The organism is Acinetobacter sp. 1566109, assembly GCF_000582255.1.
GTDB lineage: Bacteria > Pseudomonadota > Gammaproteobacteria > Pseudomonadales > Moraxellaceae > Acinetobacter > Acinetobacter nosocomialis.
Genome location: NZ_JEYB01000059.1, coordinates 1 through 21,721, shown reverse-complemented (window position 1 = coordinate 21,721; position 21,721 = coordinate 1). Strand labels below are relative to the sequence as shown.

Below are 21,721 nucleotides of genomic sequence, written 5' to 3'. Positions count from 1 at the left end.
AAGTTTCTCTCTAAATGGGTATGCAAAAAATACGAATCCGGAGCTTTCTAAACAAGATATTTTCAACTTCTCTCAAGTGAGCTCATGTGGTACGGCAACAGCGGTTTCTGTACCATGTATGTTCTCGGGTATGCCACGTGTAGATTATGATGAGCAATTAGCTAGTCACCGCGAAGGTTTACTAGATATTGCAAAACGTGCGGGTTACCAAGTAACTTGGATTGATAATAACTCGGGTTGTAAAGGTGCATGTGATCGCGTTGAGCAATACCAAATTCCTGAAAACTTAAAGAAAAAATGGTGTAAAGATGGCGAATGTTATGATGACATTCTCATTGACAGCTTAAAGCAGTATTTGGCTACTATTGCCAAAGATGATGATCGCCCACGTTTGATTGTTTTACATCAGGTGGGTAGTCATGGACCTGCATATTACAAGCGTGCGCCTGAGGCATATCAACCATTTAAACCGACTTGTGATACGAATGCGATACAGGGCTGTTCGCAAACCGAATTGCTAAATAGTTATGATAATACAATCGTATATACAGACCATGTATTAAGCCAAATGATTAATACTCTAAAAGAAATATCAAAATATCAGACAGGTTTATGGTATTTTTCTGATCATGGCGAATCAACCGGAGAACATGGTTTATATTTACATGGTTCACCTTATGCAATCGCACCGAGCCAACAAACACATGTACCAATGATTATGTGGTTCTCTGAAAGTTGGAAACAACATAATCTTGCTCAAGTGAATTGTTTAAGCCAACAAACTAAACAAAAGTTAAGTCAGGATAATTTATTCCCAAGTTTGTTAAGTTTGCTGGATGTAAAAACTCAGGTAGTAAATAACAAACTTGATATGTTGAGCCAATGTAAATAAATATATTTTTAATTTATATAAAACGAAGCAAAATAGACTTGTTTCGTTTTATAAAATGTATTGGTTCGTAATTAGCACACATTTTAAGATCCCTCTAAAATTATTTAATAAACCTTCGTCAGCTATGCATCAAACTTACAACAATATAATTATTCTTAAAACCCAAAGACCACCCAGATTCTTTATAGAAAGGTTCACCATATTTAATTGTATGCTCGATATAAAAGTAAACCCAATATTTCATTTCTTAATTCTCAATTATTTAGTAAGTGATTTAATTTTTTCTAACCATTTTGCATATGCTTCAGTTTGCTGGGGTAGGTACTCATAATAATCATAAGTACCTTGTTCACCAGACATTACATGACCAATCATGAGTTGTGCAACATCACGCGATGTAAATGCACTGAAATTAGTACGAGCAGTTCTTCGTAGATCATGAAGCGACCAATGTTTCATGTGATAATCATGATGTCTTCTAAGGCGTTCCATTACATAACCAGGCAATGAATTTGAAGAACCATGGCTCATAGGGGTTGCTTCACTGTCATTAGTTAAGAAGTACTCACAAGTGCTGTATTCAAAAGCCTCGACAATTAATGCCTCCATTTCAGGTAAAATAGGGCGAATAATTTCACGACCAGTTTTCTTGCCAGTCTTATTGTTTACTACAGGAACAACCCATACTTTTCTTTTTAAATCGAAATCTGTCTTTTTGGCTTTTCTGAGTTCGCCATTTCTACAACCAAACATTAAACATAGTTTTAAGAAAATTTTGTTTTTAGGCAAAATATTTGATTCTTCAATAGCCATCAAAACCATTTTAATTTCTTCATCAGAAAGAAATCTGGTTCCTCTATTTCGCTCAATGCCTAAATCTTCCTTGGCATAGATGTCAGATAAAACATTTACTTCAAGTAACTGTCTTTTTTTAGCCCACTTAAGAACCTGTTTTGCATTCGTTAAAACCCGATCTGCGATAGAAGGTACTTCATCAGCTAGTTCTTCAAGTAAAGCTAACCATTGTTGCAATGTAATTCTGTCAACTGGTAAATCGCCAACTTCAGGAATTACGTGTTGCTCAAAGGTATTCTTAATTTGTTGGGCGGAAGTTTTCTTCTTCAGGCAATAACTTTCATACCAATCATTAAAAACTTCTTCAAATGTGCTTGCATCGATATATTTTTGCTGCTGTACACGAACTTCAACTTTAGGGTTCATTCCTTTATCTAAAAGCGACCGCATTTCACCAGCTTTAATGCGTGCATCTTTGAGTGACATATGAGGGTAGGTGCCCAAGTCTAAGCGTTCAGCTTTTCCAGCAAATCGATATCTCAACTGGAATACAATTTTACCTTTAAGTGAGATTCTGACACTCATTGAATCCCGATCTGCTATTTCTTCAACTTTATCACGTGCCTTGCCGTTATTAGCTTTCAGCCACACTTCAGTTAAAGCCATAGTCCACCTGTGTACATATTTTTAGTCAATTAAGAAATAAGTGCGAATATGTACACGTATGTGTACATAATTGATTAGGCTTATTCTGTCCTAAAATGTCTTAGTGTGTCTATATTAAAAATGGGGGAAATATTGAGACATAAGGCTTTTATTGTAGTTTTTGTCTTAGTGTGTCTTGGAGTGGCTAAATGGCATTAATTCTTTTGAACGATTAATGCCATAGTTGTTCCATATAAGCCATGACCCTGAGAGGCTTTTCAGGGTCAGTTACACAAAAAGTGAAGTCTTATTTTTGTTCAAGCCATGCAGGCAATGCTGCGATCACTTGTCCAAACTTCTCGTTAAGTGGCGCGCCACCTTGTGCTAAGTCAGGTTTACCACCACCTTTACCACCTAGTTCAGTTGCTAGATGTTTGATGATGTCACCTGCTTTTAGATTTGCAGTGTATTGTGACGCGACTGATGCAAGCAGGCTGACTTTGTCACCCTCTACACCTGCTAACACAATCACTGCGTTCTCTAATTTTGATTTTACACTGTCATGTAAGTTGCGAAGCGCTTTGGCATCCACCCCTTGAACAGTAGTAATAAGCGTTTGACGACCAGCAATGGTTTGAACTTGGTCAATCAAATCAGCCGCTTGGAAGTTTGCCAATTTCTGGTTGAGCTGTTCAATCTGCTTTTGTAATGCAGAAACCAATTCTACATTGGCTTGTACACGCTCAACTGTTTGGTCTTTCTGTGCTTTTAGTAAGCTATTAATGTGCTGAATATCATGATCAGCTTTTTGTACCACTTCTAATGCTTTAGTGCCAGTCACTGCTTCAATACGACGTACACCAGCAGCTACACCACCTTCAGAAGTGATTTTGAATAAACCAATATCACCTGTACGTTTTACGTGAATACCGCCACAAAGTTCGATTGAGAAGTTTTTCTCATCAATAACTGAACCCATAGAAAGTACACGAACTTCATCGCCGTATTTTTCACCGAACAGCATCATTGCGCCTTTTGCTTTTGCTGCTTCAATGTCGAGAAGCTCAGTCGTCACTGGAGTATTGGCAATGATTTCAGCATTTACGAGACGTTCAACTTGTTGTAATTGTTCAAATGAAACAGGTTGGTCATTTGCAAAGTCAAAACGTAAGATGTCGCTTGCAACTAAAGAACCTTTTTGCTGTACATGTGAACCTAAAATTTGACGAAGGGCAGCATGTAACAAGTGAGTTGCTGAGTGGTTACGCGCAGTAGCTTCACGAATGTCTGCTTTAACAATCGCTTCTACATTTTGATTTGCTTTGAGGTTACCAACGGTCACAATACCTTGGTGAACAAACGCACCACCAGACTTTTTAGTGTCTTGAACTTCAAAAATACCTGTTTCATTTTTGAAGATACCAGTATCACCAATCTGACCACCACTTTCAGCATAGAAAGGAGTTTGGTTTAAAACGATAAGTGCTTCGTCGCCTTCAGAAACTTCGTCAACTTGTACGCCATCTTTATAGATCGCTACAATCTGACCTTGACCAGTTGTGTTGATATAACCGTCAAACTGAGTTTCGCCTTCGACTTTTACAATGTTGTTATAGTCAACTGCAAACTTACCAGCATCACGTGCACGTTGACGCTGTGCAGCCATTTCAACTTCAAAACCGGCTTCATCAATAATAAAGCCACGTTCACGTGCAATATCAGCCGTTAAGTCTGTCGGGAAGCCATAAGTGTCGTAAAGTTTAAATACAGTCGCACCCGGAATAGTTTTATCTTTTAACTGAGCAAGTTCACCTTCGAGAAGTTTTAAGCCTTGCTCAAGTGTTTTAGCAAACTGTTCTTCTTCACGAATTAAAGTTGCTTCAATCACATCACGACGAGCTTCTAACTCAGGGTAAGCCTGACCCATCACTTCAATTAATGGTTGCAACATTTTGTAGAAGAACGTACCTGTTGCACCAAGCTTGTTACCATGACGAACAGCACGGCGAATAATACGACGTAATACATAACCACGACCTTCATTGCTTGGGTTTACACCATCAGCAATTAAGAAGCAGCAAGAACGCGCATGGTCTGCAACGACACGTAAAGAAGGCTGACCTTCATCTTCAATACCAATAATGTTTGCAGCAGCTTTTAATAAGTGTTGGAACAGGTCAATGTCATAGTTTGAATTAACATGTTGCAATACTGCAGAAATACGCTCTAAGCCCATACCTGTATCTACAGATGGCGCTGGAAGAGGGTGAAGTACGCCATCAGCAGTACGGTTAAACTGCATGAAAACGTTATTCCAGATTTCAATGAAACGGTCGCCATCTTCTTCAGGAGAACCAGGTAAGCCACCCCAAATGTGGTCACCGTGGTCAAAGAAAATTTCAGAACATGGACCACAAGGACCTGTATCACCCATTGCCCAGAAGTTATCTGATGCGTATTTTTCTCCTTTGTTATCACCAATACGGATAATACGTTCTGGTGCTAAACCAATTTCTTTATTCCAGATGTCATAAGCTTCGTCATCGGTATGATAAACCGTTACATATAAGCGATCTTTCGGTAAAGCTAGCCATTGTTCGCTGGTTAAAAACTCCCAAGCAAACTTAAGTGCATCACGTTTGAAATAGTCACCAAATGAGAAGTTACCTAACATTTCAAAGAATGTATGGTGACGAGCTGTATAGCCGACGTTATCTAAATCGTTGTGTTTACCGCCTGCACGTACACATTTTTGTGATGTTGTTGCACGTACATAATCACGTTTTTCAAGACCTAAAAAACAGTCTTTAAACTGGTTCATCCCAGCATTTGTAAATAATAAAGTTGGGTCGTTGGCAGGAACAAGAGAACTCGATGCAACACGTGTATGCCCTTGCGTTTCAAAGTAGCGCAAAAATGCTTCACGAATTTCAGCAGATGTCATTAAACGAGTACTCACAACCAAGTCACTCCATATTTTCGAATTTGGCTAAAAGCATCACCACAAGTTTGTTTGTTCACAAATCTTGCATGTGATACGGGGCTTATTTTTAAAAAACGCTAAATTGTAACGGAAAAACCCCACCGAACCAACGATTTTAGAGGGAATATCTTACAAAACTGTGATTTGGCTAAAAATCTATATTCAATTGGCCTTCACGTGTTTTACTATATGCCTTCTTTCGTTTCTGGTTTTGTAGATAAGGATAGGTCATGCAACGTATCGCCATTAATGGGTTTGGCCGGATTGGACGTAATGTTTTACGTGCATGGTTTGAAAGCCCGAAACAATTTCATTTTGAAATCGTGGCGATTAACGATATAGCAGATGTACAGACACTAGTGCATTTATTTAAATATGATTCAACTCATGGTCGTTTTAATGGCAAAGTTGACATAGCGATTGAAAATGAAAAGATTTATTTAAATATTCAATCTAACCAAAGAAATTTAAAAGTTGAAGTTTTACAGCAAAAACAGCCAGAACTTTTACCGTGGGCAAGCTTGCAAATTGATGTTGTACTCGAATGTACAGGCTTGTTCCGTTCTCATGCTGATGCAACCCGCCACTTAGAAGCAGGGGCAAAAAGAGTCATTATTGGGGCTGCACCTTTTGACCATGTCGATGCTGCAATTGTCTATGGCGTTAACCATGCCGATGTGAAAGCGTCTGATCAAATCATATCAAGTGTGTCATGTACGACACAGGCTTTAGTGCCGTTAGTAAAAATCATTGATGATGCATTTGGGATTGAAACTGCGCTCATGACAGAAATTCATGCCGTAACAGCAGATCAGTCTGTGCTTGACCATGCGCACCGTGATTTACGTCGTGCCAGAGCTTCTGGTCAAAATATTATTCCAACTACTTCTAGTGCACTTGGTGCATTAAAACGTGTAATGCCTAAAATGGAAGACCGTATTGATGGCTATTCAATTCGAGTTCCCACCATTAATGTGGCTGCTATTGATTTAACTTTTATCGCACAATCTCCGATTACTGTTCATCATATTAATGAATTGTTGATTAAGGCTTCTCAAACAGATTATGCGGAAATTATGGCAGTGACTGATGAGCCACTCGTTTCAAGTGATTTTAATCATTCGCCTTATTCACTTATTGTTGATTTAACTCAAACTATGGTTGTTGGGCATCAAGCTAAAGTATTTGCTTGGTACGATAATGAATGGGGCTATGCAAATCGATTATTAGACTTGTGTGATTCTTTCTAAATTTGAAATAACTTAGGAAAGCTGTTCAGCAGTTAAGGTTGGTTAACTGGAAACAAGGTGATAGTTCAGATATTGGCCCATTCATTGGTCGAACAAGTTCTATTAATAACTAAAGTGAATAAGAGTAAGATATTGAATAATATTGCTAATTGTTAATCTCTTCTTTTTGACTTTAGAGTTTATTTAGAAAGATTTATGCAAATTGTCAGGTGCATGGCACAAAGTATCATGCTACACTAAGAGAAATCGGGTGTGTTCCCGATTTTTTTATGTGGGGTCGTTCCACGTTGATCAGATTTTAGGCTTGAAATATGACCATTTCAGAGACATGGTTGCTGCCTGACGGGGTAGCAGATGTATTGCCGGAACAGGCGCAAGTCATTGAAAAACTTCGCCGTGAAGCTATAGATTTCCTCTCAGTAAGAGGTTATCAACTGGTATATACACCATTTATCGAATACATCGAATCGTTGTCTTCATTATCAGAATCAAATCAAGACCTGGATTTAGTAACTTTTAAGGTGATTGATCAGCTTTCAGGCCGTTTACTCGGTATCCGTGCTGATATGACGCCTCAAGTTGCACGTATTGATGCACATGTAAGACCTGTTGAAGGGGTTGCACGTTACTGTTATGCAGGGACTGTATTACATACAAAACCACAAAATTTCAATGCGACTCGCGCACCTTTACAATTAGGTGCAGAGCTATATGGCCACGATAGTATTGAAGCTGATGTTGAAATGGTCGATGTAATGCTTGGGCTCATTGAAAATGCTTATACATTGCAAGGTGCACATTTAGACCTAGGGCATGTAGGCTTATTTCGTAGCTTAGTAAAATATGCCGGACTTTCTAAAAATGAAGAGCATGAGTTATCTGATCTTTATCAAAGAAAAGCATTACCTGAGTTAGCTGAATTTACTCAAAATTTAAATATGGGTTCAGACTTTTATGCACTTGGTCGCTATGCAAGTGATTTAGAAGCATTACAAACTCATTTAAGTACAGATATTTTAAAAGATGTTGAATTTGATGCTGCATTAAATGCGCTCAAAACTACACTTGAACAAATTAAAAACCGTTGGCCAGCACTGAATGTTGGGATTGATGTTGTCGAACTTCGCAGTTACCACTATCACACTGGTTTGATGTATGCAGTTTATGCACCGAACCGTGCTGCACCTTTAGCGCAAGGTGGCCGTTACGATGGTATTGGTGAACACTTTGGTCGTGCACGTCCTGCTACTGGTTTCAGTTGTGATTTATATGCCTTAGGTGCAAATCAGTTTGCCGAAATTGAAACTGTAGTGGCGCCTAAAGGTACTGATGCAGATTTACTTAAGGCAATCGCAAATGCACGTTCAGAAGGCTTACGTGTAGTCCAATTGTTAGGTAATGATAATTTAGGTTCTATTCCTTATGCGACACATCAGCTTGTATCGCAAAACGGTCAATGGAATATTGAAAAGATTTAAACGCCATCGTTAAGTTTTTACTGATGGTTTCCAATTTTAACAGCATGATGTAATGAGGCTATTATGGGCAAAAATGTTGTGGTACTTGGTACCCAATGGGGCGACGAAGGTAAAGGTAAAATCGTCGACCTGCTCACAGATCAAGCGGCTGCGGTAGTACGTTATCAAGGCGGACATAACGCAGGTCATACTCTTGTCGTAGGTGGTAAAAAGACTGTATTACACCTCATTCCATCAGGTATTTTACGTGAAAACGTATTGTGCTTAATTGGTAATGGTGTGGTGCTTTCACCAGCAGCATTAATTGAAGAAATGGGAATTTTGGAAGCTGAGGGTGTTCCAGTTAAGGAACGTCTACGTATTTCTCCAAACTGTCCTCTTATTTTACCTAACCACATTGCTCTCGATCAGGCTCGTGAGAAGAAACGTGGTAACGCTAAAATCGGTACTACAGGTCGTGGTATTGGCCCTGCTTACGAAGATAAAGTTGCGCGCCGTGCAGTGCGTGTTGCTGACCTTGTTCGTGGTGGTGCAGCGTTAGAAGAAAAACTCCAAGAAATGCTTGAGTTACATAACTTCCAATTAACTCAGTTCTATGGCGTAGAAGCAGTTAAATTTGAAGACGTATTGGCTCTTTGCAACGAATGGCGTGAAGTGCTTGCTCCGTTAGTGATTGACGTGACTAAAGTGTTACATGACTACCGCAAAGAAGGTAAGCCTGTAATGTTTGAAGGCGCTCAAGGCTCACTTTTAGACATCGACCACGGTACTTACCCGTATGTGACTAGCTCAAATACAACTGCTGGTGGCGTAAGTTCTGGTTCTGGTATGGGGCCTTTACATCTTGATTATGTATTAGGTATCACTAAAGCTTATACAACACGTGTAGGTGCAGGTCCATTCCCAACAGAATTAGTTTACGATGCAGCAACTGATTCTGGTGACCCAATTGGTAAACACTTGGGTACAGTAGGTCATGAATTTGGTGCTTCTACTGGTCGTCAACGTCGTTGTGGTTGGTTTGATGCTGAAATCTTACGCCGTTCTGTAGATGTTAACTCACTTTCAGGTATTTGCTTGACTAAACTTGACGTTTTAGACGGTTTAGAAGAAGTGAAAATCTGTGTAGGTTATGAAAATACTGATTCAGGTTGTGTAGGTTCTTCTGATGCGGTTTCTTTTGAATGTTTGAAACCAATTTATGAAACTATGCCGGGTTGGAGCGAGTCAACTGTTGGCTTAACTAGCATTGACCAATTACCTGCAAATGCTTTGGCTTATGTGAAACGTATTGAACAATTAATCGAATGTCCGATTGATATCGTTTCAACTGGTCCAGATCGTGCAGAAACAATTGTTTTACGTCACCCATTCTCTGCTTAATTTGCAAAGATGATAAAAGCCTCCTGAAAAAGGGGGCTTTTTTATATCCGACTAAAGTGCAGTTTCTGTTTTGTCTAATTCAGATTAAAACAGAAATATAAGTGATGTCATGGATAATGAACTAAAATGAAATTGCAACCCACTATTTCAAAAACCATTTTTTATTCTTTTTTGTTTGCGATCGGTGGTTCACCAACGTTAGCTATGTTAGTCATTTATGGCCAAAATTATAACCATGACTTCTTCATGACAGCATTTATGAGTCTTTCTGTTTTGATTGCTTGTGTCTTAATTCCGGTCGTTTTTATACAAAACAGTTATCTCTTATGGAAAAGGACAAGTCCCTCTCTTGAAGAGAAAGTTAAGCCTTTAAGCCATGTCTATCTTGTCCTAAATATAATATGTTTACTGTTCTGGATTTATTTGATGACTTTATCTGCTTGATCGTTACATAAATACTATGATCGTGAAGAAATGAGAGATTCAAAGCTTATGTGCTATTTCTTATAATAAGTGCAAAAGAATAAACAGTTTTTTTTAGATTTAGGTGACCCATGTTGATGAATAAGAAACTTTTTTTAAGCTTGTGTGCTGCAGGTGTTGTAACAATCTCTGGTTGCGCAACAATGGCTGACATGGCTGGTGCAGATACAGCAACATTAAATGCGCAGTCTGCACAAGGTTTTACTAAAATGGTGCAGGAAGCACGTGCTAAAGGGACTTTAGATACAAGTTCAAGTACCTATAGCCGTATTAATGCTGTTTTCAACCGTTTAAAACCTTATGCTGACCAAGTAAATCAAACAGGGCAGCCATTTAGCTGGCAGTTGGCTGTACTGAAATCAGATACTGTTAACGCCTACGTTGCACCAGGTGGTAAGGTCGTGTTCTACACAGGTATTGTGAATAAGCTCAACCTAACGGATGCTGAAATTGCAGCTGTTATGGGCCACGAAATGACACACGCTTTAGAAGAGCATGCTAAAAGTAAAATTGGCGCACAAGCTTTAACTGATTTGGCATTAAATATTGGCTTAAGCTATGCAGGTGGTGGTAACGTTAACCAATTAGGAGCGGCTGCTGCACAACTAGGTTCGCAAGTAGGGGTGGGCTTACCATATTCGCGTAGTTTAGAGAGCCGTGCTGACCAAGGGGGCTTAATGTTAATGGCACGTGCAGGTTATAACCCAAATGCTGCTATTACCCTCTGGGAAAAAATGAACAAACTTGAAGGTGCTGGTGGTTCATCTTTCTTGTCTACTCACCCATCTAATGCTCAGCGTATTAATGATATGCGTAAAAACTTACCTGCAGCATTAGCTATTTATAATGGCCGTAGATAAGTTTTAAAACTTTAATGTGAGTATAAAAACGGATGCTTAAGCATCCGTTTTTTGTTTTTAAGGGGCAGGATTAGGCTGTTGTACATGAATGGCTTCAATGCCTTGTAAAATTTCTGGTGAAAGCTCAATTTCAAAAGCCTGAATATTCTCTTTGAGCTGATCTAAGCTAGTCGCACCAATAATTGTACTCGTCACAAAGAACTGCTGTTTAATAAAAGCCAGAGCTAATTGAGTCAGGCTTAAACCATGCTTTTCAGCGAGCTGTGCATATTGTTCCGTTGCCCATTCACTTTGTGGATTGCTATAGCGGCTAAAGCGTGGAAATAGAGTAACGCGAGCATTTGCAGGTCGTGCTCCATTTCTGAACTTACCAGTTAAGTAACCAAAAGCAAGAGGAGAGTATGCAAGTAATCCTACACCTTCATATTTAGCAATCTCAGACATACCGATTTCATAAGTACGATTAAGCAGGCTATAGGGATTTTGAACACTCACAAATTTACTTATACCTAAATTTTCAGCAAGCTGTAAAAACTTCATAGTGCCCCAAGGCGTTTCATTAGATAAGCCAATATAACGAATACGTCCTCGATTAATCTCTTTTTGAAGAGCGAGTAATGTTTCTTCTAAGGGAGTAGTATCGTAATCATTTTGGGCTTGCTGATTACCATAAGCGAGCGTGCCAAAAAAGTTGGTATGACGTTCTGGCCAGTGTAATTGGTAGAGATCAATATAGTCTGTTTGGAGGCGTTTAAGAGAGCCATCAATCGCTTGTGAAATATGTTCACTATTAAACTTGGTATGACCTTCTCGAATATGAGTTCCACCAAAGCCAGGACCTGCAATTTTTGAAGCAAGGAATACTTTGTCACGTTGACCATGTTGTGCAAACCAATTGCCTAAAATGGTTTCAGTCGCACCATATGTTTCTGGTTTAGGGGGTACGGAATACATCTCTGCCGTATCCCAAAAATATAAACCGTGCTCTAAAGCGTAATTGAGTTGTTCGAAAGCTTCTTGCTGAGTGTTTTGCTCACCAAATGTCATAGTACCTAAGCAAATTTCTGGAAGGTTAATGCCAGTGTGACCAAGTGGTTTGAATTGCATACTGCGAAATCCTTGAGAAATTTTAAGTTAGCCTAACGGAAAATATGTATTCAACTTAAATCATAAAAACAGAATAGTTTGTAAGCTTTGTGTATTAACTCATTGTTGCATATAAAAAAAGCAAACCGAAGTTTGCTCTTTATTAAATCATTACGAATAATTATTCTTCGTCATCATAGTCTTCGTCAGTGACCGGAGTTTCTTCTAATGATGCATCAAAAATAAGAATAGCCTTACCATCTGTCTGGATCATACCTTGATCTTCTAAGGTCTTTAATACACGGCCAACCATTTCTCGTGAACAACCGACAATACGTCCAATTTCTTGACGGGTAATACGAATTTGACGACCATTCGGCAAAATCATTGCCTCTGGTTGTGAAGATAAGTCGATTAAGCAACGCGCAATACGACCAGACACATCAATGAAGGCAAGGTCAGTCATTTTACGAGTTGTATTTTTTAAACGACGAACAAGTTGCGCGAAAACGGCATAGCTGAGATCTGGATACTGTTTGCTCAGTTCATGGAAGTTGTCATATGAAATTTCTGCAATTTCACAGACATCACGGGTACGAACTTCAGCTGTACGTTGAGGGTTCGGTTCGAAAAGCCCCATTTCCCCAAAGAAGTCACCAGGATTCAAATATGCCACAACAATTTCACGCTCATCATCTTCACGTAAAATAATTGAAACTGAGCCTTTTAAAATTAAATATAAAGATTTTGACTCTGTTCCGGCATCAACAATTGTGGTTCGTTTTGGATATCTGTTGATGTGAGCACGCTTTAACAATGCTTTAACGGATTCAGGTAGTTGCCCCGGAGATAAAGCATCTGTGCTGAGTTGTGAAAAATTTGAAGTCATGCTTGATATGTTCCGAATAGGGTAAACAATTCACACAAGCTCGAGATGAGCTATTACACAGAAGAGATGAAATTCCTTATCAACTCATTTTATGTTAGTGTACAAAACAAGGGCCTGTTGACATTTCACAGATGGTTGCGACATAAGACGATTTTTCTAGACGTTACGAAGCAAGAACTATGGAATTTAGTCATTCTAAATAAATAGAGCTTAACAACGAAACGCACAAAAAATCTGGTCTTGCGCTGCACCTAAGATGCTTAAATCGCACCTCAGATTTTGGCTGAAATTTAACAAACTTTTTTACAAAACGGGACAAAGGATTGCCCTTGTCTGTGTTTTGCGTTTTTATTTGGATTAATTTTTAGCTATTACGCAATCCATAGATGAAATGTCAACAGACCCTGCTTAAATTTATAATTTTTTTTGGGTAGTTGCAATGCAAACAAGTGTACATTGGCTAGAGAATGTTGCTTTTGAAGCGAAATCAGAGAGTGGTCATAGTGTAGTGATGGATGGCTCACCTGAGTATGGTGGTGAAAACCGTGGACCACGTCCTATGGAATTGATATTAATGGGACTTGGTGGGTGTGCTTCGTTTGATATTGTGACTATTTTAAAGAAATCTCGTCAAGATGTGACGAATGTCGTATGTCAGCTTAAAGCTGAGCGAGCAGATGCAATTCCAGCCGTTTTCACTAAAATTCATTTGCACTTTGTAGTGACAGGTAAAGCCGTAAAAGAAAAACAGGTTGCAAAAGCAGTAGAGCTATCAGCTGAAAAATATTGTTCAGCAAGTAAAATGCTTTCTGATGGTGGCGTAGAAATTACCCACGATTTTGAGATTATTGAAGCTGCATAATTTTATGTGAACACCTGAAAAGAAAAGCTAACAGTCATGTTGGCTTTTTTTATGATAAGAACAATTCAAAAAATAAAAAGGAGAATGTTGGGTGAATATCCGTTTAGCTCAATCAAAAGATACCGAATTTATATGTCACTTACTGAAACAAATGGGATATTCACAGCCATTAAGATTGATTGAGGAACAATTCCAAAGATTAAGTAAAGATTCTAACGCAATTACATTGGTCGCAGCCGACGATTCAAATGTATATGGAGTTTTATCACTCTATTTTATTCCGCAAATTGCCTTAAAAGGGGACTTTGCCAAAATATGTTATTTGTGTGTTGACGAGAATATGCGAAGTAAAGGAGTGGGGCATTTGCTTGTACAAGAAGCAGAACGGTTGGCAAGGCAACATGGTTGTGACCGGATGGAACTGCACTCAGGATTGCAAAAGTGTTTAGCGCATCAATTTTACCTAAGAGAAGGTTATGTCGAGGCGCCAAAGTACTTTCGTAAAGCTTTAAATTAATGAGCTGGATTTAAAAAAAGTTGAGGGTCTACCCGAGCATTGTTAAGGCTCATTCCCCAATGTAAATGTGGCCCTGTTACACGGCCTGTTTTACCGACTAAGCCGAGTACTTCACCTTGATGGATACGCTGACCTTTTTCTACTTTTATCTCGCTTAAATGGCAAAACATGCTAATTAAGCCTTGGCCGTGATCAATTAATACAGTTTGTCCATTAAAGAAATAGTGTCCTGTTTGAACGACTACGCCGTCTGCTGGAGCAACTACTTTTTGGCCTATTGGGGCTGGAATGTCTAGACCTGAGTGTGGAGCACGTTCTTCACCATTAAAAAAGCGTTTTCTTCCAAAAGAATTGGTAAATTTACCCGAAGTTGGACGTATAAATTTAGGCAAGCTTTGCCATAAACTTGTTGTGAAAGAACTATAAACCTCATTTTGTTCTTTCGCTTCTTGAGCATAGCGGTCTAATTGACTTTGGTTGGGGTTCACATAGTCTTGATTGGTGACTTTAATCCGTTGCTCAGCATAAGGATAAGACTTAACTTCTATTTGAATAGGCGCTTTATTGGTATCAAGCTGAATGCTGCCGAGTGGTGTAGATAATGGAATACCTACTACAGCATAACGTTGATGGCCTTCTTGACTGATTAAAACGGGTTTATGTTGAAAAGTGACTTGAGTAATATCGGTCGATAATGGAACGACTGCAATTCCACCGGGTCTTCTTGAGTCTTGGGGTAACTCTGCTATTGCTAGAGTCGAGCTAAAAAGACAAGTTGTTAATATAATATGTTTTAAACGCATTTTAATTTCAAAAACAGGATGGAATTAGCCTAATAAATTAATTGCTATTTTTGGAATTCTCAATGAAGACTTTGTGAAAAGAGTGGAACAGACGAAACCAAATATAAATATTTAAGCGATTTAATAAAATGTAGCTGAAGTGTACTTGAAATATATACAAAACAAACCCATATTATAATCGAGTTTTACTCATAGTATTTTTTATAAGATCATGAAAAATATATAAAAAATTATTTGAAATCCGAAAAAGTGTTCCCATCTATTACACAAGTACGAATTTGTTGTGAGGAATAACAAGAATGCGATTTGAAAAATTTACGAACCGCTTGCAGCAAGCCCTCTCAGATGCTCAATCCTTAGCAATGGGTAAAGACCATACGGCTATAGCAGGTATTCATATTTTGAGTACTTTATTGGAAGAGCCGTCTAATATTAGTTTGTTGCAACAAGCAGGTGCACGGTTACCTGAACTTAAACAAAAGCTAGAGCAGGCTTTAAAAGATGCTCCGACTATTGCTAACCCGACGGGTGATGTCAATTTAAACCCTGAAGCAGTTAAAGCACTTAATTTGGCAGATCGATATGCGCAAAAAGCTGGCGATGAATTTTTGTCGACTGACTGGGTTTTATTGGGCTTAGCAGAAACTGGCGAAACAAAAAATATTTTAAGTGCCGTAGGTGTAACTCCCGACAGCTTACGCAAAGTAATTGAACATATTCGAGGTAGTGACAAAGTCATGAGTAATAATCACGAAGACCAACGTGACTCACTTAATAAATATACAATTGATTTAACTGAGCGGGCTTTATCGGGGAAACTTGATCCGGTCATTGGACGTGATGATGAAATTCGACGCACTATTCAGGTCTTGTCACGTCGTACAAAAAACAACCCTGTACTCATCGGTGAGCCGGGTGTTGGTAAAACCGCTATTGTTGAAGGCTTAGCACAGCGTATTGTCAATGGTGAAGTGCCAGAAGGCTTAAAGAATAAACGTGTTTTATCACTAGATTTAGGCTCATTACTTGCAGGTGCTAAGTATCGTGGTGAGTTTGAAGAACGTTTAAAAGCTGTTTTAAAAGATTTGGCGAAACACGAAGGCGAAATCATCTTATTCATTGACGAGTTACATACACTCGTTGGTGCTGGTAAAGGTGACGGCGCGATGGATGCAGGGAATATGTTAAAACCTGCGTTGGCTCGTGGTGAACTGCGCTGTGTGGGTGCAACAACCTTAGATGAATATCGTCAATACATTGAAAAAGATGCCGCTTTAGAACGTCGTTTCCAGAAAGTTCTGGTGGATGAACCAAGCGTTGAAGATACCATTGCGATTTTACGTGGTCTAAAAGAAAAGTATGCTACTCACCATGGTGTACAAATTTTAGACTCAGCGATTATTGCAGCAGCGAAAATGTCTCATCGTTATATTACAGACCGTCAATTACCAGACAAGGCGATTGACCTGATTGATGAGGCAGCTTCTCGTATCAAAATGGAGATTGACTCTAAACCTGAAGCACTTGATAAACTTGATCGCCGTTTAATCCAGTTGAAAATGCAGTTGGAAGCGGTGAAAAAAGATGAAGATGCAGGCAGTAAGGCCGAAGTTACTCATCTTGAAAAACAGATCGCTGAAGTTCAGAAAGAATATAACGATCTCGAAGAAGTGTGGAAATCTGAAAAAACTTTGGTAGAAGGCACTAAACAAGCTCAGGTTGAACTTGATAAAGCACGTATTGCTTTTGAGAAAGCTCAGCGTGAAGGTGATTTAGCCGAAGCAGCACGTTTACAATATGGCGTTATTCCAGAGCTTCAAAAACAGCTTGAGCAAGATGAAGTTGCTGAAGAAAACGAAGAGCCAAAACTCATTCGTACTAAAGTAACTGAAAATGAAATTGCCGAAGTCGTTAGTGCTGCAACGGGTATTCCGGTTGCTAAAATGATGCAAGGCGAGCGTGAAAAACTCCTTCATATGGAGGAGTTCTTGCATGACCGTGTTGTAGGACAAGATGAAGCAGTTGTTGCGGTATCGAATGCAGTACGTCGTTCGCGTGCCGGTTTGTCTGACCCGAATCGTCCTAGCGGATCATTCTTGTTCTTAGGACCAACGGGTGTTGGTAAAACTGAGTTAACTAAAGCTTTAGCTAACTTCTTGTTTGATAGTGATGATGCCATGATTCGTATCGATATGAGTGAATTCATGGAGAAACATTCTGTCAGCCGTTTAGTTGGTGCGCCTCCGGGCTATGTAGGTTATGAAGAGGGCGGTGTTTTAACCGAAGCTGTTCGCCGTAAACCATATAGCGTGGTGTTGTTTGATGAGGTTGAAAAAGCGCATCCAGATGTTTTCAATATCTTGCTCCAAGTGTTGGATGACGGACGCTTAACCGACTCACAAGGTCGAGTAGTGGACTTTAAAAACACAGTTATTGTGATGACATCAAACTTGGGTTCACAAGATGTACGTGAGCTTGGCGAAGGTGCCACTGATGATGAAGTGCGTACAGTCGTGATGAATGCGGTAAGTCAGCATTTCCGTCCGGAATTTATTAACCGGATTGATGAGCTTGTAATTTTCCATTCACTCAAGAAAGCACAGATTCGTGGTATTGCGGATATTCAGTTAGATCGTTTACGTTCACGTCTTGTTGATCGTGATATGAGCTTAACTGTAGATGACAGTGCATTTGACTTATTGATTGATGCTGGTTTCGATCCTGTATACGGAGCACGTCCATTAAAACGTGCAATTCAACAACAGGTTGAAAACACTTTGGCTCAAAAAATCTTGTCAGGTGAGCTTGTTGCAGGTGATACCATTTTAGTTAAAGGTGAGCATGGTCACTTGGTCTTTGATAAAATGAAACTCAGCTAAGTTTGTTCTGCTAAAACCGAAAAGAGAATATGGAAACATATTCTCTTTTTCTATATTTAACTTTTATGCTGATTGGAAGATATAAGCGTAATAATTGAGTCTGCCACTTTTTGCGTGAGAGTTTTAAGTTTTTGTTCGGCATGCCCTGATAAAAAATAATGGTAATGATAAATACGTCCCAGATAAGAAATACAAATAAAAAAAGTACCTACAGGTTTTTCCGTGGTTTCACTTCCGCCATGTTTGAGTAAACCTGTACAACTTACAATAATATCGGCTTGTTGAAATAGGGGTTGACCAAGCCTGCACATTTCTTCAGTTACTTGTGGTGATTCTGCTGTGTAGATTTCGATTAACTTTGGATCAACTTTTAAAGCACTGATTTTAATACTGGGGTCATAACTCACTAATCCGCCCAGTAAAATATCAGCGCCACTATTTTTATGAATCGAAAACTGACTGGTTAAGTAACCTGAACTGGCACTTTCAATAAATGCAACTTTAAGTTGAAGATCTTCTAATAATTGACAGCATTGCTGAAGCATTATTCCACCTCGTATGGTGTTTATTTATGAATAAATCTAAATGCAAATACATTATAAAATCACAGTAAGTGATCTGGAGTTATGGTGCAAGTCTGAGATAATAATCTATAAAACTACTTGAATATTCACGAAAGGCCTGTGAAGAATTTCAGATTTTAAAATGATTAATGCTAATTATCGGGAAGTTTCTTTATAACGTTGCGACAAGGTTAAAAAGTTGCTAGTTTGATTTCATATAACGAACAATAACAATTTTAGGAAGTAGGTAATGAATAATAAGCAAGGGTATATGCTGGGAGTTTTGAGCGGTGTGTTTGTATTATTATCAAATGCCTGGGCAGCACAACCAATGACAGAAAGTGCGCTAGCCACTCAAACAGGTGCGGTAACCACATCTTTACCCGTCATTATTGCTAAGGCTCAAGATGATGCACAAAAACCTGAAATAGAGCAGCACCAAGCTCGCAAAGAATTAGGAGATAATTATTTACAAGAAGTTCGCTGGAACTCATTAAGATCGAGTGTGTTATCACCTTATCAAGAACAAAAACAAAATCAGGTGATAGATATTAAAGAAAAGAAAAAATTAGAAATGGTTGCACTACCAGACCGAGCGGACCGTTTTACACGTTATGAGTTTGAACCGAAAAATGTACATGGCGAAGTTATCATTACCGTAAAGTAATGATAACTTTCTACCAAATTTATATTAGTTCAGACCTAAATGTTGAATTTTCCAAGCGCGGTGGATTTTTTGATTACGTTTAAAATCTGGTCCAATTGTTTCAGAAGTAATTTCTTCAACATTGTATAGCGCTTCAATTTCTTCATCCATCTCAAAGCCACGGTAGTTATTTGAGAAGTAAAGCGTACCTTCACTTGTTAAACGGTTCATTGCACGTTTAATAAGAGAAACATGGTCGCGTTGTACGTCGAAAGTACCGTAGAACTTTTTAGAGTTAGAGAAGGTAGGTGGGTCAATAAAGATAAGATCATATTGTTCGTGACCTTCTTTTAGCCATTCAAAACAGTCACTTGCAAAGAACATGTGTTGTTCGTCTGCATGATCTACAGTTAAGCCATTTAAAACAAAGTTTTCTTTTGACCAGCTCAAGTACGTGTTCGATAAGTCGACACTTGTAGTACTTGCAGCACCGCCTAAAGCCGCATGTAAGCTGGCTGTAGAGGTATAACTATATAAGTTCAGGAAGTGTTTACCACGAGCTTCTTGAGCAATACGTAGACGCATTTGACGATGGTCAAGGAATAAACCTGTATCAAGATAGTCAGTCAGGTTTACTAAAATCTTAGCTTTACCTTCTTGAACGATAAAACGTTTTGAAGCTGTGCTTTGTTTCGTATATTGGTTAGTACCTGTTTGGCGAGCACGCGTTTTAATAAAAATAGCGTCGCGGTTTAAACCAGTAACAGCACGAATTACAGCAAGTGCTAAATTAAAACGTTTTTTTGCTTTTTCAGGATCGATTGTTTTTGGTGGGGCATATTCCTGAACATGTAAACGGTCACCATATAAATCGACAGCGACATTAAAGTCAGGTAAGTCGGCATCGTATAAACGTAAGCAGTAAATATTTTCTTTGGTGGCCCATTTTTTCAAGGCAGTCATATTTTTTTGCAAACGGTTCGCAAAGTCTTGAGCTTCTTCCATTTCAACAGGTTGAGCTTGCCAAGTTGCTAAAAATGGCTGTGTTACTTTTTCTGGTTTGATTGCACCAAAACGAATGTAAATTGGTAACTTACCATTCATTAAACGTAAAGTTTCAGGTGCTTCAAAAGCTAAAACATCTGCTTGTTCAATTTGAGCTGCAATAATGGCTGCATATTGATTTGGGAAATGTTTTTGTAAAAGTGCCGATAACCCTAAGTAAAGAGAGCGGTTTGATGCTTTATCACCTAAACGTTCGCCATATGGAGGGTTAGTCACAATAAAAGCTGTTTTCTTTTCAGCAGCAAAATCTGGCCAGTCAGCTAAAGTACGTTCTTCAATTTGAATTTGGCCTAATAGCTTTTCAAAGCCTGCTGCAATAATGTTTTCACGAGTTGCTTTTACAGCTTCCCAGTCAGCATCAAACGCATAGAACTTAGGTAGTGGTTGCTCAAGCGCTTTTTCATGACGTTCTGCTGCTTCAGCTTTGAGTGAAAGCCAAAGTTCACGGTCATGACCATGCCAGCCATTAAAGCCAAAACGGCGAACAAGACCAGGTGCGCGGTCAGTTAAAATCATTAATGCTTCAATGATAAATGTACCTGAACCACACATCGGGTCGAATACAAGCTCTGGATTACGTTCTTTGAGCTTGGCTTTTTGTAAAATTGCGGCAGCTAGGTTTTCTTTAATCGGTGCATCCGTCATATAACGACGGTAGCCACGTTTATGTAATGAGTCACCAGATAAATCTAGGCAATAAGTATGTTCAGTCTTGCCAGCAAGTACATATAACGTAATTTCTGGTTGTTTAGTATCAATACTTGGACGACGGCCGACAGCTTCCATAAAGGAATCGACTACACCGTCTTTTGCTCTAAGCGTTGCAAATTGGGTATTAACTTTAATTTCACGCTCTGCATGTAAGCGAATAGCAAAGGTACTTTGTGGTGCAAAAATAAGTGACCAGTCAAAGCTCATTGCACCTTCGTAAAGCTCTTCCGCTACATCACGTGCATCATGTGTGTGTTCAAGTTCATAAGTATGGATTGGAAGTAAAACACGAGAGGCAAGACGTGACCACATGCAAATGCGATAAGCATGTTCAAGTGTTCCTTCAATGATTAAACGTCCAGCTTTACGTTCTGTCACTTTGGTGCCAAGCTGTTCTATTTCTTCTTGTAAGAGGCTTTCTAAACCATCAGCACAAGTAATCCAATAGTGGTTTAAACGTAAAGAGGTATTCATAAACTCGATTGACCAAAACATATAAATATTAACGATGCAAAGTTTAACTTATTTTGATGTGTAAAGGTTTTTAAATTATTGCAACCTATCACTTGGCAACCAATAAACTGATTTTTAAAGCTTAAATCCTATAAACTGGTATGTATTTTGCTAAGCCTCTATGAGTAAAGCTTATTTATTAAATGGTTTTTAACCAATTTTATGATTTGAAAGCATAGGGGAATATAAATGAAAGATATGATGGGGAATGGTTTTGTAGCCAATGCGGAAGCTTTTTCAGTGTCCACACAAATATATGTGCGTATGCGTAGGGTCACAGGGAGGGTCATAGATGCATTGTATGTGGTCCAAAATAAAGATTACGCAAAGTATGTAATAGCGCTGGCTTTGGAAACAGATGACGATGAATTAAAACGTTATGTTGAACGATTAAACTCATTGACTGACTCCATACCAG

The 21,721-nt window shown here is 38.8% G+C and carries 18 protein-coding genes; 11 read left to right on the top strand and 7 right to left on the bottom strand.

The features are described from left to right. Nucleotides 1-892, top strand: an 892-nt coding sequence (locus tag J582_RS0105135; RefSeq protein ID WP_068791257.1) for a phosphoethanolamine transferase, incomplete at its 5' end; no start/stop codon positions are given. Nucleotides 893-1,150: 258 nt separating this feature from the next. On the opposite strand, the gene J582_RS21365 is transcribed toward J582_RS0105135, so the two are convergent. Further along, a complete protein-coding gene (locus J582_RS21365) occupies nt 1,151-2,353 on the bottom strand; it encodes a tyrosine-type recombinase/integrase (protein WP_032048536.1) in 1,203 nt (400 codons plus the stop codon). Nucleotides 2,354-2,639: 286 nt separating this feature from the next. After that, the gene (alaS, locus tag J582_RS21360; protein WP_032048535.1) at nt 2,640-5,276 is read right to left on the bottom strand and encodes an alanine--tRNA ligase; all 2,637 of its coding nucleotides are present in this window, start codon (nt 5,274-5,276) and stop codon (nt 2,640-2,642) included. Nucleotides 5,277-5,545: 269 nt separating this feature from the next. On the opposite strand from alaS, the gene J582_RS21355 reads away from it, so the two are divergent. From J582_RS21355 to J582_RS21335, 5 genes are all read left to right on the top strand, one after another. Next, a complete protein-coding gene (locus tag J582_RS21355; protein WP_002156872.1) occupies nt 5,546-6,565 on the top strand; it encodes a type I glyceraldehyde-3-phosphate dehydrogenase in 1,020 nt (339 codons plus the stop codon). A 311-nt stretch (nt 6,566-6,876) separates the two neighbouring features. Beyond that, nucleotides 6,877-8,043 (top strand): ATP phosphoribosyltransferase regulatory subunit, encoded by a 1,167-nt coding sequence (locus J582_RS21350; protein ID WP_002156868.1) that lies wholly within the window; start codon nt 6,877-6,879, stop codon nt 8,041-8,043. Between the two features lie 63 nt (nt 8,044-8,106). Beyond that, nucleotides 8,107-9,426 (top strand): adenylosuccinate synthase, encoded by a 1,320-nt coding sequence (locus J582_RS21345; RefSeq protein ID WP_002156866.1) that lies wholly within the window; start codon nt 8,107-8,109, stop codon nt 9,424-9,426. A 126-nt stretch (nt 9,427-9,552) separates the two neighbouring features. After that, on the top strand, nt 9,553-9,870 hold the full coding sequence (locus J582_RS21340) for a hypothetical protein (protein WP_032048534.1): 318 nt from the start codon (nt 9,553-9,555) through the stop codon (nt 9,868-9,870). A 116-nt stretch (nt 9,871-9,986) separates the two neighbouring features. Then, on the top strand, nt 9,987-10,769 hold the full coding sequence (locus tag J582_RS21335; RefSeq protein WP_017393664.1) for a M48 family metallopeptidase: 783 nt from the start codon (nt 9,987-9,989) through the stop codon (nt 10,767-10,769). Nucleotides 10,770-10,826: 57 nt separating this feature from the next. Here J582_RS21335 and J582_RS21330 read toward each other — a convergent pair whose 3' ends face one another. Together J582_RS21330 and crp are read right to left on the bottom strand one after the other, a co-directional pair. Beyond that, on the bottom strand, nt 10,827-11,876 hold the full coding sequence (locus tag J582_RS21330) for an NADP(H)-dependent aldo-keto reductase (protein ID WP_032048532.1): 1,050 nt from the start codon (nt 11,874-11,876) through the stop codon (nt 10,827-10,829). A 160-nt stretch (nt 11,877-12,036) separates the two neighbouring features. Further along, a complete protein-coding gene (gene crp, locus J582_RS21325) occupies nt 12,037-12,744 on the bottom strand; it encodes a cAMP-activated global transcriptional regulator CRP (protein ID WP_002156798.1) in 708 nt (235 codons plus the stop codon). 439 nt (nt 12,745-13,183) lie between these two features. Here crp and J582_RS21320 point away from each other — a divergent pair, with 439 nt between their 5' ends. Both J582_RS21320 and J582_RS21315 read left to right on the top strand, forming a co-directional pair. Continuing rightward, nucleotides 13,184-13,606: an OsmC family protein gene (locus tag J582_RS21320; RefSeq protein ID WP_001195082.1), complete on the top strand. Its 423-nt coding sequence runs from the start codon at nt 13,184-13,186 to the stop codon at nt 13,604-13,606. Nucleotides 13,607-13,697: 91 nt separating this feature from the next. Further along, nucleotides 13,698-14,123, top strand: a complete 426-nt coding sequence (locus J582_RS21315; RefSeq protein WP_032048531.1) for a GNAT family N-acetyltransferase — start codon at nt 13,698-13,700, stop codon at nt 14,121-14,123. Here the strand turns inward: J582_RS21315 and J582_RS21310 are convergent. Continuing rightward, the gene (locus J582_RS21310) at nt 14,120-14,926 is read right to left on the bottom strand and encodes a peptidoglycan DD-metalloendopeptidase family protein (RefSeq protein ID WP_032048530.1); all 807 of its coding nucleotides are present in this window, start codon (nt 14,924-14,926) and stop codon (nt 14,120-14,122) included. The two genes, J582_RS21315 and J582_RS21310, sit on opposite strands and share 4 nt — an antisense overlap. 299 nt (nt 14,927-15,225) lie before the next feature. Between J582_RS21310 and clpB the strand changes: the two genes are divergently transcribed. Continuing rightward, nucleotides 15,226-17,805 (top strand): ATP-dependent chaperone ClpB, encoded by a 2,580-nt coding sequence (gene clpB, locus J582_RS21305; RefSeq protein WP_032048528.1) that lies wholly within the window; start codon nt 15,226-15,228, stop codon nt 17,803-17,805. A 56-nt stretch (nt 17,806-17,861) separates the two neighbouring features. Here clpB and J582_RS21300 read toward each other — a convergent pair whose 3' ends face one another. Then, a complete protein-coding gene (locus J582_RS21300) occupies nt 17,862-18,350 on the bottom strand; it encodes a CinA family protein (protein WP_032048526.1) in 489 nt (162 codons plus the stop codon). Between the two features lie 268 nt (nt 18,351-18,618). On the opposite strand from J582_RS21300, the gene J582_RS21295 reads away from it, so the two are divergent. Beyond that, the gene (locus J582_RS21295) at nt 18,619-19,035 is read left to right on the top strand and encodes a hypothetical protein (protein ID WP_004888026.1); all 417 of its coding nucleotides are present in this window, start codon (nt 18,619-18,621) and stop codon (nt 19,033-19,035) included. Nucleotides 19,036-19,059: 24 nt separating this feature from the next. On the opposite strand, the gene rlmKL is transcribed toward J582_RS21295, so the two are convergent. Then, nucleotides 19,060-21,264, bottom strand: a complete 2,205-nt coding sequence (gene rlmKL / locus J582_RS21290; protein ID WP_025467905.1) for a bifunctional 23S rRNA (guanine(2069)-N(7))-methyltransferase RlmK/23S rRNA (guanine(2445)-N(2))-methyltransferase RlmL — start codon at nt 21,262-21,264, stop codon at nt 19,060-19,062. A 228-nt stretch (nt 21,265-21,492) separates the two neighbouring features. Between rlmKL and J582_RS21285 the strand changes: the two genes are divergently transcribed. Then, on the top strand, nt 21,493-21,721 hold a 229-nt coding region (locus J582_RS21285; protein WP_032048525.1), incomplete at its 3' end, for a hypothetical protein.